General features: G+C 65.5%; 12 protein-coding genes. 5 read left to right on the plus strand and 7 right to left on the minus strand.

The genetic code is table 11. From position 1 onward, the window contains the following. Positions 1-7 precede the first annotated feature (7 nt). Positions 8-817: an Nmad3 family putative nucleotide modification protein gene (locus tag FEJ81_RS07725; protein ID WP_138244743.1), complete on the plus strand. Its 810-nt coding sequence runs from the start codon at positions 8-10 to the stop codon at positions 815-817. A gap of 43 nt (positions 818-860) precedes the next feature. Here FEJ81_RS07725 and FEJ81_RS07730 read toward each other — a convergent pair whose 3' ends face one another. Then, complete coding sequence (locus FEJ81_RS07730; RefSeq protein WP_138244744.1) at positions 861-1,223, minus strand: DUF7344 domain-containing protein; 363 nt, start codon at positions 1,221-1,223, stop codon at positions 861-863. A gap of 149 nt (positions 1,224-1,372) precedes the next feature. Between FEJ81_RS07730 and FEJ81_RS07735 the strand changes: the two genes are divergently transcribed. Beyond that, a complete protein-coding gene (locus tag FEJ81_RS07735; RefSeq protein ID WP_138244745.1) occupies positions 1,373-1,918 on the plus strand; it encodes an acyltransferase in 546 nt (181 codons plus the stop codon). A 147-nt stretch (positions 1,919-2,065) separates the two neighbouring features. On the opposite strand, the gene FEJ81_RS07740 is transcribed toward FEJ81_RS07735, so the two are convergent. Together FEJ81_RS07740 and rocF are read right to left on the minus strand one after the other, a co-directional pair. Continuing rightward, a complete protein-coding gene (locus tag FEJ81_RS07740; protein WP_138244746.1) occupies positions 2,066-3,235 on the minus strand; it encodes an NAD(P)/FAD-dependent oxidoreductase in 1,170 nt (389 codons plus the stop codon). A gap of 115 nt (positions 3,236-3,350) precedes the next feature. After that, positions 3,351-4,271, minus strand: a complete 921-nt coding sequence (gene rocF / locus FEJ81_RS07745) for an arginase (RefSeq protein ID WP_138244747.1) — start codon at positions 4,269-4,271, stop codon at positions 3,351-3,353. A 96-nt stretch (positions 4,272-4,367) separates the two neighbouring features. Here rocF and FEJ81_RS07750 point away from each other — a divergent pair, with 96 nt between their 5' ends. Further along, positions 4,368-5,048 (plus strand): metal-dependent transcriptional regulator, encoded by a 681-nt coding sequence (locus FEJ81_RS07750; RefSeq protein ID WP_138244748.1) that lies wholly within the window; start codon positions 4,368-4,370, stop codon positions 5,046-5,048. A gap of 218 nt (positions 5,049-5,266) precedes the next feature. Continuing rightward, positions 5,267-5,800, plus strand: coding sequence for an Rrf2 family transcriptional regulator (locus FEJ81_RS07755; RefSeq protein WP_006431609.1), 534 nt, complete (start codon positions 5,267-5,269; stop codon positions 5,798-5,800). Between the two features lie 120 nt (positions 5,801-5,920). Here FEJ81_RS07755 and gyrA read toward each other — a convergent pair whose 3' ends face one another. From gyrA to psmA, 4 genes are all read right to left on the minus strand, one after another. Then, positions 5,921-8,407 (minus strand): DNA gyrase subunit A, encoded by a 2,487-nt coding sequence (gene gyrA / locus FEJ81_RS07760; RefSeq protein ID WP_138244749.1) that lies wholly within the window; start codon positions 8,405-8,407, stop codon positions 5,921-5,923. A 181-nt stretch (positions 8,408-8,588) separates the two neighbouring features. After that, positions 8,589-10,520 (minus strand): DNA topoisomerase (ATP-hydrolyzing) subunit B, encoded by a 1,932-nt coding sequence (gene gyrB / locus FEJ81_RS07765; RefSeq protein ID WP_138244750.1) that lies wholly within the window; start codon positions 10,518-10,520, stop codon positions 8,589-8,591. A gap of 111 nt (positions 10,521-10,631) precedes the next feature. Then, positions 10,632-11,348, minus strand: coding sequence for an archaeal proteasome endopeptidase complex subunit beta (psmB, locus tag FEJ81_RS07770; RefSeq protein WP_138244751.1), 717 nt, complete (start codon positions 11,346-11,348; stop codon positions 10,632-10,634). After that, a complete protein-coding gene (gene psmA / locus FEJ81_RS07775; protein ID WP_138244752.1) occupies positions 11,341-12,081 on the minus strand; it encodes an archaeal proteasome endopeptidase complex subunit alpha in 741 nt (246 codons plus the stop codon). Before psmA ends, psmB begins: the two co-directional genes overlap by 8 nt. Before the next feature lie 758 nt (positions 12,082-12,839). On the opposite strand from psmA, the gene FEJ81_RS07780 reads away from it, so the two are divergent. Then, complete coding sequence (locus FEJ81_RS07780) at positions 12,840-14,096, plus strand: NRAMP family divalent metal transporter (protein ID WP_138244753.1); 1,257 nt, start codon at positions 12,840-12,842, stop codon at positions 14,094-14,096. The last annotated feature ends 51 nt before the right edge of the window (positions 14,097-14,147 follow it).

Raw genomic sequence — 14,147 nt, forward strand, 5'->3', positions numbered from 1 at the left:
CGAACCAATGACTGTCGTTCTCGCCGGCGTCGGGGCCGATAGCACGAACGTCGGCGCGCTGGCTCCTCTGTACGACGACGGGCGCTTCGAGTACGTCCCGATCCTCGAGAAAACGCGGGTCACGTCCGAAACCGAGACGCTCGGGTCGTGGGAGTTACGGGCCGGCGACGGCGTCGCGGCGGACCTGACGACCCGGATCTCCCCGCAGCCGGTCCGCGGCGGCGCGGAGACCGTCGCCGGCGACGATCTCGAGTCGTGGCCCCTCCACCGCGATCCGAACTTCGAGGCGCTCACCTACGGCGAGCACCGGACCAGCGGCTACGTCTCGCGGCTGCGGGCGCTCGAGCCCGGCGACGTCGTCGGCTTCTACGCCGGACTGCGCCGGCCCGACGGGGACCGGGCACACCGCTACCTGATCGGCTACTTCACCGTCGACGGCGTGGCCGTCGTCGGCCCCGACACGCCACCGGCCGAGCGCGAGGCGATCCTCGCAGCCCACCCGGAAAACGCCCACGCGAAGCGGGCTCGGGACGGCGACCTCTACCTCGAGAAGCCGGTCGTGATCGTCGACGGCCGCGAGCCCGGCGGGCTCTTCGAGCGGGACCCGATCCGGCTCAGCGACTACTACGTCAAGGAGGGTAACGAGCGGGCGCAGTACTACCTGCGCGACGAAATCGAGTCGGAGTGGGACGTTCGGGCCGGCGGCGCGAACATGATGTACAAGCCGGCCTACCGCTGCGGACTGTCGGGTGCTGCGTTCCGGGAACTGGTCGGCCGCCCCGGGTCGCGCTCGGCCGAGCAGCCCGAACGCGTCTGAGACTGCGCTCGCCAACCCGGCGACCGCTTCGAGCCCGTTCAGTTCACGATTCTCGGTCGGCCGATTCGTCGTCGGAACGCTCGAGATGGTCGACGAACGGTTCGATCGCATCGAAGTTCGACCCGAGCGTCACCTCGTCAGGGGGACCGTCGTACGCTACGATATCGTGTTCGGCCAGCCGCGGGAGGTGTTTGTGGACCAGTGCAGTGACGACGGCCTGCCGGGATTCGGCGATGGAATCGAGGCCGTCGGCGTCACGCGTTCCCGACGTGAGGTGACGGGCCAGTTCTCGAGCCGTCGCCCCCTCCACGTCGCTGAGATAGCGGAGGGCGGCTCGACGCGTCGCGTTCGAGAGGAGTGCGAAGGCGGCGTCGATCTCGCGCGTTTTCGAGCGATGTTGTGACACAGGATTCTGTTATCGCCGAACGGAACGACGGTGACCCCTCACTGGTTAGGCCTTGCGGGTCCGCGGCCGGTATCGAACGCCGCCCGCGGCTCGAGGGCCGGTTCCGGATCGATCGGTTTGATGTAGCGACGCGGCAAACAGTACGCGCAGTGACGGATTCCGACGAGACGACGCCGCGACACGACCGCGTCGAGCGTCACGCGACGCCCGGGCCGCGCAACTCGCTCGCCCACTGGACCACCGCTCGCAACCCGCTCCGGATTGCGATCAACTACGTCGTCGTCTGGCTCGTCCGGATCTCGCCCAGCCTCCGGCTCAAACGTTGGCTCTTGGGTCGCCTCGGCGTTACGGTCGGAGAGGGCGTCTCGTGGGGGCTCGAGGCCACGCCCGATGTCTTCTGGCCCGAACTGATCACCGTGAAGGCGGACGCGATCGTCGGCTACGACGCGACCTTGCTCTGTCACGAGTTCCTCCAAGACGAGTACCGGACCGGCGAGGTCGTCGTCGGCGAGCGGGCGATGATCGGGGCCGGCGCGATCGTGCTGCCCGGCGTCGAGATCGGCGAGGGGGCAAGCGTCGCGGCGAACTCGCTGGTGACTCGCGACGTGCCGGCCGGGGCGACGGTCGCGGGCGTCCCGGCCCGACGGATGGGGGGCGACAGCGGTGACGAGGAGCCGGCCGACGCCGCCGCGTGATCGGCGGGCTGTTTGCTGTTCGCTGTTTGGAGTTCGAGACTAGCAGGGTGATCGCCGTTTGTGTCGTCGGAACGATAGCGACTGCCGTCGAAACGTCGCTGCGAGGAAGCGCGGAAAAACGGGAGAGTCAGGGACGAACGGCGCGATTTATAGCGACGACCAGGACCTGCGCGCTGCGTTCCACGAGGTGATGTCGGCGATCCAGCGGGCGGCGATCATCTTCTTCAGGTTCTGGGCCGGGAAGCCGCCGAAGGTGTCGACCGGCAGGGAGATGCCGAAGGCCGGCTTGACGCCGTGGGCGACGGCCTTCTCGCCGACGGAGATGACGGTCCCCTTGTCCTCGTGCTCCCAGGTCATCAGTGGGCGGTTCTCGATCGCGCGGGCGATGTTCTCGCCGGCGACGTCCGCGGCCTGCCACGCGGCCTGTGCCGTCGGCGGCGCGGGCTGGTCGCCCTGATCGATGATCGCCGAGTCGCCGATCGCGAAGACGCGCTCGTCGGAGGTCTGGAAGTTCGCGCCGGTGTTGACGCGGTTGTGCTCCTTCTCGAGGTCGGCGTCGTCCAGGGCGTCCCGGCCGGTGATGCCGCCGGTCCAGACGAGGACGTCGTGATCGAGGGGCTCGCCCTCGTCGAACTCGATGTGATCCTCGGTGGCCTCGGTGATCGGGTCGTCCGTATGGATCTGGACGCCGGCCTCCTCGAGCAGGTCTCGCAGGGCCTGCTGGACCTCCGGATCGTTACCGGGGAAGATTTCTTCTAAGGCCTCGACGAGGTGGATCTCGATGGGCGCGCGGTGCTCGTCGCGGAATTCGGCGATTTCGCCGGCGGTCTGGATACCCGAGAGCCCGGCGCCGCCGATGACGACCTGTGCGGGCTCGCCGCGGGTCGCGTCCCGACCGGCTTCTGTGACCGCCTCGTGGATCTCCATGGCGTCGTCGAGGCTCTTCAGGGTCAGCGAGTGGTCCTCGAGACCGGGGATGCCGTAGTAGGCGGTCTGACTGCCGAGGCCGACGAGGACGTAGTCGTACTCGACGTCGTCACCCTCCGCGAGTTCGACGGCCTGTTCGTCGACGTCGAGGCCGGTGACCTCGTCCTGAATGAACCGGGTCGATGAGTCCGCGATCTGCTCGACCGGGAACGTGATGTCCGAGCGGACGTCGGGGTCCCGAATCACGCGGTGGGACTCGTGCAACACGAGATGGTAGTCGACATCAGCGATCCAGGTTAGCCGCGCGTTGTCCCCGAGCTCCGATTGGAGCTTATTGATTGCACCGGTTCCGGCGTATCCGGCACCAAGCACGACGACGTTCTCTGTCATATCCCACAGTGCGAAACACTATGATACAAAGCTGTTGAAACCGGAACCAGTATGTTCACTGTTCTCATACCGTCGATTCGGTCGGTATCCGGCGCGGCTCGCGTCGGCGGCCCGTTCAGAGAATCCGCTTTCCGAACGCGCTCGCGGTTAGTTCCGCAGCCAACGTTGCCGTTTCGTTGGCCTCGTCCAAGATCGGATTCACCTCGACGACGTCCATCGATCGGAGTATCCCGTCGGCCTCGTCGCGCCGGGAGAGGGCCTCGAGGGCGGCGTGGGCCTCCCGATAGGTGACGCCGCCGCGGACGGGAGTGCCGACGCCGGGTGCCGTCTTCGGGTCGAGCCAGTCGAGGTCGAGGCTGACGTGGACGCCGTCGGTCCCGTCGGCCGCGATCTCGAGGGCCTCCTCGACGACCGTCGAGACGCCCCGCTGGTCGATGTCGGACATCGTGAAGGCCGTCATCTCGCTCTCGCGGATCAGTTTGCGTTCGCGCTCGTCGATGCTGCGGAGCCCGACGTAGGCGATCGACGATTCCCGCAGTCGAGGTGCGGGTGCCCACTCCGTCTCGCCGAACGCACCGCGACCGAGGGCCGCGGCCAGCGGCATGCCGTGGACGTTTCCGCTCGGCGTCGTCTCGGGCGTGTTCAGATCCGCGTGGGCGTCGAACCAGACGGCACCGAGGTCGGCATCTCGCGCCGAGCCGCCGAGCGAGCCGATCGCGACCGAGTGGTCGCCGCCCAGCACGAGCGGAAACTCGCCGTCCGCGAGCGTCGCCGCGACCCGATCGCCGACTCGCGTACAGACGTCCTCGACCTCCCGGAGGAACTTCGCGTTGCCGCGACTGGGCTGGTCGGCGTCGGGATCCCGCTCCTCCGCTCGCGGCATCGACAGGTCGCCGTCGTCGACCGGCTCGACGGCCGCTCGCTCGAGGCCGTCGGCTAGGCCGGCGTACCGGATCGCGGACGGTCCCATGTCGACGCCGCGGCGGTTCGCTCCGTAGTCCATCGGCGCGCCGATGATTCTGACGGTCCGTTCCATACGCCCGGTACACCGTCTGCCGGTTTGGTCGTGGCGGTCCCCGACTCCCTCGCTGGCGATAGCTTTAGGGTTAGACGACTCTAAATCCGGATCAGCATGATGCTGAGCGACGTGATGGAGGACTACCTCAAAGCGATCTACCGGCTCCAGCGGGAGACCGACGACCGGATCAAGACCTCGGAGATCGCCGCGGAGCTGGATGTCACGTCGCCGACAGTCACGAGCATGCTCGACAAACTCGAGGAACGCGAACTCGTCGACCGCGAGAAGTATCGCGGGGTGACCCTGACCGACGAGGGCGAGACCGTCGCCCTCGAGATCGTCCGCCATCACCGGCTGCTCGAGGCCTACCTCACCGAACACCTCGACTACGACTGGTCGGAAGTCCACGCGGAGGCTGACCGACTCGAGCACCACATCAGCGAGGACTTCGAGGCCCGTGTCGCCGACGCCCTCGGCGAGCCGACGGTCGACCCCCACGGGTCACCGATTCCCAGCGCCGACCTCGAGCGCCCCGAGCGGCCCGACGGGGAGTCCATCGCCGCCTTCGAGGCGGGGGATATCGTGACCGTCGCCGAAGTCGCCGACCGCGACCCGGACGTCCTCTCCTATCTTGCCGAGCACGGTGTCGAGCCCGGCGTCGAACTCGAAATCCTCGAGATCGCCCCGTTCGGAATGGTGACGGCCCGCTCGAGCGAGGCCGACGAGCCCGTGTCGCTGCCGGAATCTGTCGCGACCCACGTCTGGGTCGCGGAACCCGCGGAACCGGAACTGTAGCCAGCGATCGACACACATTCGAGAACTGACCTCCTCGACGGCGTTCCGCTCGAGGCCATTCTCATTCCATGGGTGAAGAGTGTAATAAAACGGATACCGATCTCCCGCGGCGGACCGAAAAGAAACATCTTCCCGTCCCCGATTCAAACAGCACAATACCGCCGAAACACTCCGGCTCACCCGCCGGGTTTAAGGAAACCAAATACGAATCATCATCTATGTCATCCATCGAACTCACACCCAGTCAGAAGAAAATCCTCCGCGCGCTCACGAACCTCCACAAGGAGACCGAAGACGCCATCAAGGGCGAGGATATCGCCGAACAGGTCGACCGGAACCCGGGGACGATCCGCAACCAGATGCAGAGTCTCAAAGCCCTCCAACTCGTCGAGGGCGTACCGGGGCCGAAAGGCGGCTACAAACCGACCGCCGCCGCCTACGAAGCACTCGAGATCCAGCAGATGGACGAGCCCGCAGCCGTCCCGATGCAACACGAGGGCGAACCCGTCGACGACACCATCATCGAAGAGATCGACCTCTCGAGCGTTCACCATCCGGAACTCTGTCGTGCGGAGATCCACATTCAGGGCACGCTGAGCGACATTCACGAGGACGACTCCGTCACCGTCGGTCCGACGCCGCTCTCGAAACTGCTCATCGAGGGGACCGTCGACGGCAAAGACGACACGAACAACATCCTCATCCTGCGGATCGACGACATGGTCGCCCCCTCCGAAGAACCGACACACTGACTCGGCAGTCGCCCGCGTTCTCTTCTGTTTCCCTTCCAGCGCTCGCTCTCTTCGGATCTCGGTTCGACGCGTGAAAACGATCCGCGAGACGACCCGAAACGGGCTGGGTGTTCGATATCGTCAGTTCGCGTCGTCGTCCGCATCGGCAGCGTCGGCAGCCGCCGCCGGAATGTCGTCGACCGCGGCGACCGCGTCGCCGTCGTCGACCTCCATGACGATCACGCCCATCGTGTTCCGCCCGACGGTCGAGATCTCGTCGACGCGGGTGCGGACGATCTGTCCGCGCTCGCTCATCATGACGAGTTGATCGTCGTCGTCGACCGCCTTGACGGCCGTCACGGGGCCGTTTCGTTCGCCGGTCTTGATATCGATCAACCCTTTCCCGTACCGGGACTGCGTGCGGTACTCCGAGAGCAGCGTCCGCTTCCCGTAGCCGTTCTCGGTGACCGTCAACAGCGCCTGCTCGTCGCCCTCGTCGGTCGCGACAAGCCCCGCAACGGCGTCGTCGCCCTGCAGTTTGATCCCGTTGACGCCGCGGGCGTTCCGACCCATCGCGCGGACCTCGTCCTCGTCGAAGCGGATCGTCATGCCGCCCTCGGTCGCGATGACCAGATCCTGCGAGCCGTCGGTGACCTCGACGTCGACGAGTTCGTCGCCCTCCTCGAGGTCGGCGGCGATGATCCCCGTCGAGAGGATGTTATCGAACTCCTCGCCGGCGGTGCGCTTGACGTAGCCGTTTCGGGTAACCATCGTCACGAACTCGTCGTCGCCGAAGGCGTCGGTGTCGACGATGGCCGTGATGTCCTCGCCGGGGTCGAGATCGAGGATGTTGACCGCCGATTTCCCGCGGGCGGTCCGGCCCATTTCGGGGATTTCGTAGGTCTTGAGCCGGTAGACTTCGCCCTGATTCGTAAAGCAGAGCAGGTAGTCGTGGGTGTTGGCCCGGAAGACCGTCGAGACGCGGTCGTCTTCCTTGACGTCCGCGCCGATGATCCCCTTGCCGCCGCGACCCTGCGGGTCGAACGCGTCGATCGGCATCCGCTTGACGTAGTCGTCCTCGGTCATGACGACGAAGACCTCCTCCTCGGGGATGAGGTCCTCGTGGGTGACGGTGCCCTGATCCTCGATGATCGAGGTCCGGCGGTCGTCGCCGTACTCGTCTTTGATCTCGCGGAGTTCGTCTTTGATGACCGAGAGCAGTTCCGACTCGCTCTCGAGGATCGTCGTCAGGCGTTCGATTTCGGCTTGGACCTCCTCGTACTCGTCCTCGATCTCGGCGGCCTCCATCGACGTGAGGCTGCCGAGTTGCATGCGGACGATGTGGGTGGCCTGCTCCTCCGAGAAGTCGTAGCTTTCCTGTAGCGCGGCTTTAGCGGCCGACCGATCCTCGCTGTTGCGGATCAGTTCGACGACATCCTCGGCGTTCTCGACGGCCGTCAGCCGGCCCTCGAGGATGTGAGCGCGATCCTCGGCCTCCTCGAGGTCGTACTCGCTGCGCCGGCGGACGACCTCGCGACGGTGGGAGATATACTCCGCTAAGGTCTCCTTGAGCGAGAGCACTCGCGGCTGCCCGTCGACCAGCGCGAGGTTGATGACGCCGAAGGTCCGCTCTAAGTGGTTCTCGAGCAGTTTGTTCTTGACGACCTCGGCGTTCGCGCCGCGTTTGAGTTCGATGACGACGCGGACGCCGTCGCGGTCGGACTCGTCGCGCAGGTCGGAGATGCCCTCGATCTCGCCCTCGTTGACGTCCTCGGCGATGCGCTCGACGAGGCGGGCCTTGTTGGCCTGGAAGGGGAGCTCGGTGATGACGATCCGCTCGCGGTTCGATTTCCACTCCTCGACCTCGAATTCGGCGCGGACGCGGATGCGCCCGCGGCCGGTCTTGTAGGCCGAGTAGATGGCGTCCCGGCCGACGATGTTCGCGCCGGTCGGGAAGTCGGGCCCCTTGACGTGTTCCATCAGGTCGTCGACGGTCGCATCGGGGTCGTCGATCAGTTCGATGGTCGCGTCGACGACCTCGCCCAGATTGTGGGGCGGGATGTTCGTCGACATCCCGACCGCGATCCCCGAGGAGCCGTTGACCAGCAGGTTGGGAAACGCCGCCGGCAGTACGTCGGGTTCCTGCAGGCGGTCGTCGTAGTTCGCCGAGAAGTCGACCGTGCCCTTGTCGATATCCTCGAGCAGTTCCTCGGAGATGGCCGACATTCGGGCCTCCGTGTACCGCTGTGCGGCGGCCGGATCGCCGTCCATCGAGCCGAAGTTCCCCTGGCCGTCGACCAGCGGATAGCGCATCGAGAAGTCCTGGGCCATCCGGACCAGAGTGTCGTAGATCGCGCTGTCGCCGTGGGGGTGGTAGTCACCCATCGTCTCCCCGACGATCGAGGAGGACTTGCGGTGACTGCTCCCGCTCGAGACGCCCATCTGGTGCATCGCGTACAGGATGCGTCGGTGGACGGGCTTGAGGCCGTCCTCGACGCGGGGAAGTGCCCGCCCCGCGATGACGGACATCGCGTAGTCGATATACGACTGTTCCATCTCGTCCTCGATTCGGACGTTCTCTACCGCTCGCGCCTCTACGTCGGTCGGTTCGGGTACGTCTGAGCTCATGTCTTCATCTGGTTTCGTGAGGTGTGTTGGTTTCGGGTGGTGTCAAGCACTGCATCCGTGAGCGAGTTCGCTGCGCGAACTCGCGAGCGGGCCGACGAGCGACCGTCGGGAGCGAGGAGTGCTTTTGATCGAAATTTTGCCGAGGGCGCGGCTATGGCCGCGCCCGCAGAGCAAAATTTCGTTAGATATCGATCCACTCCGCCTCCGGAGCGTGATCCTTGATGAACTGCTTGCGGGGGTCGACGGCGTCGCCCATCAGGACGGAGAACATCTTGTCCGCCGCCGCCGCGTCCTCGATCGTGATCTGCTTGAGGATGCGGTTGTCGGGGTTCATCGTCGTCTCCCAGAGCTGTTCTGGATTCATCTCGCCGAGTCCCTTGAACCGCTGGACCTGCGAGGGGTTGCCGTCGCACTTCTCTTCGACGATCCGGTCGCGCTCCTCGTCGGTCATCGCGTCGTAGGTCTCGCCGCGGTACCGGATGCGATAGAGCGGCGGTTGGGTCGCGTAGACGTAGCCGCCCTCGAGCAGCGGGCGCATGTGCCGGTAGAAGAACGTCAACAGCAGGGTACGGATGTGGGCGCCGTCGACGTCGGCGTCGGTCGCCATGATGATCTTCTTGTACCGGACGTCCTCGATGTCGAACTCGTCGCCGATCCCCGCGCCGATCGCGGTGATCATGTTCCGGATCTCGTCGTTCTCGAGGATGCGGTCGAGCCGGTGTTTCTCGACGTTGAGGATCTTCCCTTTGATCGGGAGGATGGCCTGGAACTCCGGATTTCGGGCCTGTTTCGCGCTGCCGCCCGCGGAGTCGCCCTCCGCGATGAACAGTTCGGCCTCGTCGGGCTCTTTGGTCTGGCAGTCGGCCAGTTTGCCGGGCAGCGAGGTGGAGTCGAGCGCCGATTTTCGGCGCGTCAGCTCTTCTGCCTTCTTGGCCGCCATTCGGGCCTTCGCGGCCTCGACGGCCTTCATCACGATCGCTTGGGCGGTGTCGGGGTGTTCCTCGAAGTAGGTGCCCAGTCCCTCGTGCATGGCGCTCTCGACGATTCCCCGAACTTCGGAGTTGCCGAGTTTCGTCTTCGTCTGGCCTTCGAACTGGGGATCGGGGTGTTTGATCGAGATGACCGCGGTGAGTCCCTCGCGGATGTCTTCGCCCGAGAGGTTGTTGTCGAGATCGGAGAGGAGATCGTTCTCGTTGGCGTAGTCGTTGACCGTCCGGGTGAGCGCGGTCTTGAACCCGGTGAGGTGGGTCCCGCCCTCGCGGGTGTTGATGTTGTTCGCGAAGGCGTGGATCGAGCCCTGCAGTTCCTGCGTGGCCTGCATCGCGACTTCGATCTGGATGTTCTGTTCCTCGTCCTCGAAGTAGATGATGTCGTCGTGCATCGCCGAGCGCGTCTCGTTCAGATACTCGACGAACTCGCGAATGCCGCCGTCGTACTCGTAGGTCTCGGCGACGGACTCGTCGTCGTCGGCGTCGACGCGCTCGTCGCGGAGCGTGATGCGGACGCCGGAGTTGAGGAAGGCCAGTTCCCGAAGCCGGTTCGACAGCGTCGAGAAGGATATCTCGCCCGTCTCGAAGATGCCCGTGTCGGGCCAGAACCGGATCTGGGTGCCCGTCTCCTCGTCCGGCTCCATGTCGCGGACCCGCTCCATGTCGCCGACGGGTTCACCTGCCTCGAATGCGTGGCGGAAGACCGATCCGTCGCGTTTGACCTCGGCCTCGAGACGTTCGGAGAGGGCGTTGACGACGCTGACGCCGACCCCATGGAGGCCGCCGGAGACCTGATAGGACTTGTTGTCGAACTTGCCGCCGGCGTGGAGGACGGTCAGAATGACCTCGAGTGCAGGGCGGTCGTACTCCTCGTGGGTATCGACGGGGATGCCGCGGCCGTCGTCGGCGACGCTCACCGAGCCGTCCTCGTGGATGGAAACGGTGATGTCGTCGCAGTGGCCGGCCAGTGCCTCGTCGATCGAGTTGTCCACCACTTCGTAGACGAGGTGGTGGAGGCCTCGAGAATCGGTAGAGCCGATGTACATCGCCGGTCGCTTTCGCACAGCCTCCAGGCCCTCGAGGACCTGAATCTGTCCGGCGCCGTACTCGCTTTCCTGGGACATGTAAAACCTGTTTTCGGATAGCGGTCCGGCCCTAATAAAAGTCACGTGTACGCGCGCGAGCGCGAGCAGTCAGCCGATTGACGAAGCGGTCGAACGAACGGGAAACGGCCCTTAGATGACCGCGTCGAAGTCGTTGTGGCCCTGAATGTCGACGCCCTCGTCCGTGACCTCGGCGAGGAAGACGCCGTTGCCCGAGCCGGTGTCGCGCTCGACGGCGCTTTTGATCGCGCGAGCCGCGACCGACTGCGCCTCCTTGAGCGAGAGGCCCTCTTCGTACTCCTGCTCGAGGAGCCCGTAGGCCAGTTGCATCCCGCTGCCGGTGACGGTGTAGTCGTCTGCCATCACGCCGCCGGCGGGGTCGATGCTGTAGACGTGGCTGCCCTCGCTATCGACGCCGCCGAGGATGGGGTTGATCGCTCGGAAGGGACCGCCGCGGGCGAAGTTGCCGGCCAGCGTCGCCAGCGCCTCGATCGGCATCGTCTCGCCGCGTCGGGACTCGTAGAGGTTGACCTCGGAGCGCAGCGTTCGGATGAACGACTGCGCGCCGCCGACCGAGCCGACGAGGGTCAGCGCCCCCGTCGGGTGGATCTGCTCGACTTTCTGGACGTCCTTGTTCGAGACGAACCGCCCGCCGAGGCTGGCGCGCATGTCCGTCGCGATGACGACGCCCTCGTCGGTCGTGATGCCGATGGTCGTCGTCCCGGTCTTGTTGACGGTGTCCCCGTGTTCGTCGCTCTGTGTCCCGTTGGGGAGCGAGCCGAGTTCGGGGTCGTACGGCGACGGATCGGCGTTGCCCTGCGGGCCCGACCCACCGGTCCAGTTATTCATCGCTCTCCTCCGTCTCGATCTCCGCGAGGATCGACTCGAGGCGGTCGTCGTCGACCGACTGGAACGATTCGTCCTCGGTCGTGATCGTCGCGACGTCGACGTCCTCGGCGGCGACGACCTCGTCTTCAGGTTCGCTGAGTGCGCTCACGGCGAGTTCGAGACCGCCGTCGACGTCGAGATCGTCGCGGTAGTTCTCCTCGAGGTAGCCCTGAATGACGTCGCGGTCGCCGCCGATGGCGGCCGCCTTCCACTCGTAGTCCGTCCCCGAGGGGTCGGTCTCGAACAGTTTCGGCTCGCCGTCCTCGATGCCACCGACGAGGAGGGCAACGCCGAACGGGCGGGCACCGCCGGTCTGGGTGTACTCCTGAATGTGGTCGGTGACCGCTCGCGTCAGCGTCTCGACGCCGATCTGCTGGCCGTAGCGGAGCTGTTCGCCCTGCGCGCGGCGGCGTGCGAGATCGACGAGTTGGCGGGCGTCGGCGACGTGGCCGGCGCTCGCGACGCCGATGTGTTCGTCGGCCTTGTGGATCTTCTCGACGCTCGAGCGTTCCATGAGCGTCGAGCTGACCTGCCGGTTGGCGGCGAGGACGACGCCGTCGGGCGTGCGGAGTCCGACGCTCGCGGTACCGCGTTTGACGGCCTCGCGGGCGTACTCGACCTGATAGAGGCGTCCGTCCGGGGAGAAAATGGTGATTCCCCGGTCGTAGGCCTGCTGTTGGGATTGTCCTTGCATTTGGTCTTCACCTGTGGTAAGGGATAGAAATATATAGGCCTTCGTCTGAAGGCAACTTCGTGTGTACTCTCCCCTTCGCCCCGGACTCCCAAGAAGGTGATGCCGGCACTCGTGCGTGAGTGGTGACTCGGCAAGCCGCGGTCGACGGAACGAGACGCCTCGTCGACAGTCGAAACGGGAGTTTTCGGCCGATTTCGGCGCGAATCGGAGCGTGTAGGCACTCGTTGTCGCTCCGTGGTCGTTCCGTCGCCCGAGAGTGTCTGCTGAACTCACGTGTCCCACTCGGGTAAATATCGGATTACTCGAGCCAGCTATCCGAGGGGTCGTCTGCTATCTCAAGCTTTCCGCTCAAACGGATCCCAGTCGTTGCTTCGGGTACAGCATTCCGTCCCACAGTACACAGGTGAAATCCGCCCGATTGCGTCGACTCGAGGCCCGCGATCGTGCGTGGCCTCGAGGGCCAGACACCTGCGACTTTTCGGACGACTACCACACATGGAAGACCACTGTACCGCGGTCGGTATCCCTGTCGAAACGGCGAACGAAACCATTCTCCAACGCGGGCCCGGACTCCCCCTCAGGGCGACGTTCTTCGGGGCCGGGCCCGCTTCCGCGCTGAGAGGACCCGATTGGCAGTCCGTATCTCGCCAGTCGACGTTCCGCCCGCCATCGGTCGGCGGTCGGCTGACGGCGTCCGAGCCGCCCGTTCGAGGCGCAGTGACCGCCGGAGCCGCGCTCGACCCTCGGGGTGATCGCGCATGAGCGGCGAGTCGGCCTCGGCGTCGGAATTCGTCAAGGCCATTCCTGGCGGCGAAACGATACACGGGGCGCTCTACAGATACGGTCTGGGTATCATGTTCGCTGCAAACGTGTTCGGAGCGGGGTCGGTGTACATCCTCGCCGACACGGGCGCGAACTTCGCGTACTCCCTGTTGTGGGTCCTCCCGCTCGCGTTCTTCATCGATATCGCCCTCCACGACATGAGCGCTCGACTCGCCGTCGCCGACGAACCGCTCGCCGATTACATCGTCGATGCCGTTCCGATCGGAAGTCGACCGCTCCTCGTCGGCATCTCGCTGATGTCGGCGCTGTGGGCCGTGTCGAACTACGCCGTCGCCGGAGCGGCGCTCGCCTGGCTCGTTCCGTTCTTCGACAACGTGATCGTCGGCATCGTCCTCGCGGCCGGGTTCGGCGTCGGCATCGTGCAGATGAAGGTCTACGATCGGATCGAAGCGGTGATCGCCGTGATGGTGTTCGCCGTCTTCGGTTCGTACGGCCTGCTCCTCGCGGGGCTCGACGTTCCGTGGCAGTCCGTCGCAGCGGGACTCCAGCCGGCGCTCGCGACCGATATCGGCTACCTCACTGCGGTCATCGCCCTGCTGGGAACGACGGTCTACTGGCCGAACTTCTTCATCCAGTCGAGCATCCAGCCGACGAAGGAGTGGTCGGACATCTGGGACTACCGCCGTGACAACGCCGCCGGGATCGCGACGACGCTCACCATCGGCAGCTTCGTGATGATCGTCTCGGCGGTCACCCTCTCCGAGGGGAGCATGACGCTGACGGGCCCCGGCGTCCCGCTCGCGGAGATCATCGGTCACGGAGCGCTCGTCGTGTTCATGATCGCGGTGCTCTGTGCGACCATCACGTCGGCGACCGGGACGCTGTTCGGCGCCGGGTTCATCATCCCGCAATCGCTCGGCCGGCACACGGTCTTCGGCGATACCGCGTTCCGACGAACGGTCATCGCACTGGTCGTCTTCTCGGCCGCGACAGCCCTGCCGATGCTGCTCTACACGGGATTCGACCCCGTCGAGATGGCGATCATCATGCCGGCCGTCAACGGCGCGATCGGGCTTCCCCTGACCGTCTTCGCCCTCATCGGTGCCGTCAACAGGTACTACGACATCGCGTGGTACGAGAACGCGGGGTTCCTGGCCGCGGGAATCGTGCTGCTGATCGGGAGCCTCATGACGGTCCAGTCGCTCTACGAGACGATCGTGGGCATTCTCTAATCGCGGATCGGCGTTCCGTTTTCCGCCGGGTCGACTCCGAGCGAGAGCGTA

The organism is Natrinema versiforme, from assembly GCF_005576615.1.
In the GTDB taxonomy this organism is placed as follows: domain Archaea; phylum Halobacteriota; class Halobacteria; order Halobacteriales; family Natrialbaceae; genus Natrinema; species Natrinema versiforme_A.

Excerpts from the sequence above, each read along its gene's own strand:
- FEJ81_RS07725 (WP_138244743.1), top strand. The coding sequence starts at position 8 with ATGACTGTCGTTCTCGCCGGCGTCGGGGCCGATAGCACGAACGTCGGC.
- FEJ81_RS07740 (WP_138244746.1), bottom strand. The coding sequence starts at position 3,235 with ATGACAGAGAACGTCGTCGTGCTTGGTGCCGGATACGCCGGAACCGGT.
- rocF (WP_138244747.1), bottom strand. The coding sequence starts at position 4,271 with ATGGAACGGACCGTCAGAATCATCGGCGCGCCGATGGACTACGGAGCG.
- FEJ81_RS07750 (WP_138244748.1), top strand. The coding sequence starts at position 4,368 with ATGATGCTGAGCGACGTGATGGAGGACTACCTCAAAGCGATCTACCGG.
- FEJ81_RS07755 (WP_006431609.1), top strand. The coding sequence starts at position 5,267 with ATGTCATCCATCGAACTCACACCCAGTCAGAAGAAAATCCTCCGCGCG.
- gyrA (WP_138244749.1), bottom strand. The coding sequence starts at position 8,407 with ATGAGCTCAGACGTACCCGAACCGACCGACGTAGAGGCGCGAGCGGTA.
- gyrB (WP_138244750.1), bottom strand. The coding sequence starts at position 10,520 with ATGTCCCAGGAAAGCGAGTACGGCGCCGGACAGATTCAGGTCCTCGAG.
- psmB (WP_138244751.1), bottom strand. The coding sequence starts at position 11,348 with ATGAATAACTGGACCGGTGGGTCGGGCCCGCAGGGCAACGCCGATCCG.
- psmA (WP_138244752.1), bottom strand. The coding sequence starts at position 12,081 with ATGCAAGGACAATCCCAACAGCAGGCCTACGACCGGGGAATCACCATT.
- FEJ81_RS07780 (WP_138244753.1), top strand. The coding sequence starts at position 12,840 with ATGAGCGGCGAGTCGGCCTCGGCGTCGGAATTCGTCAAGGCCATTCCT.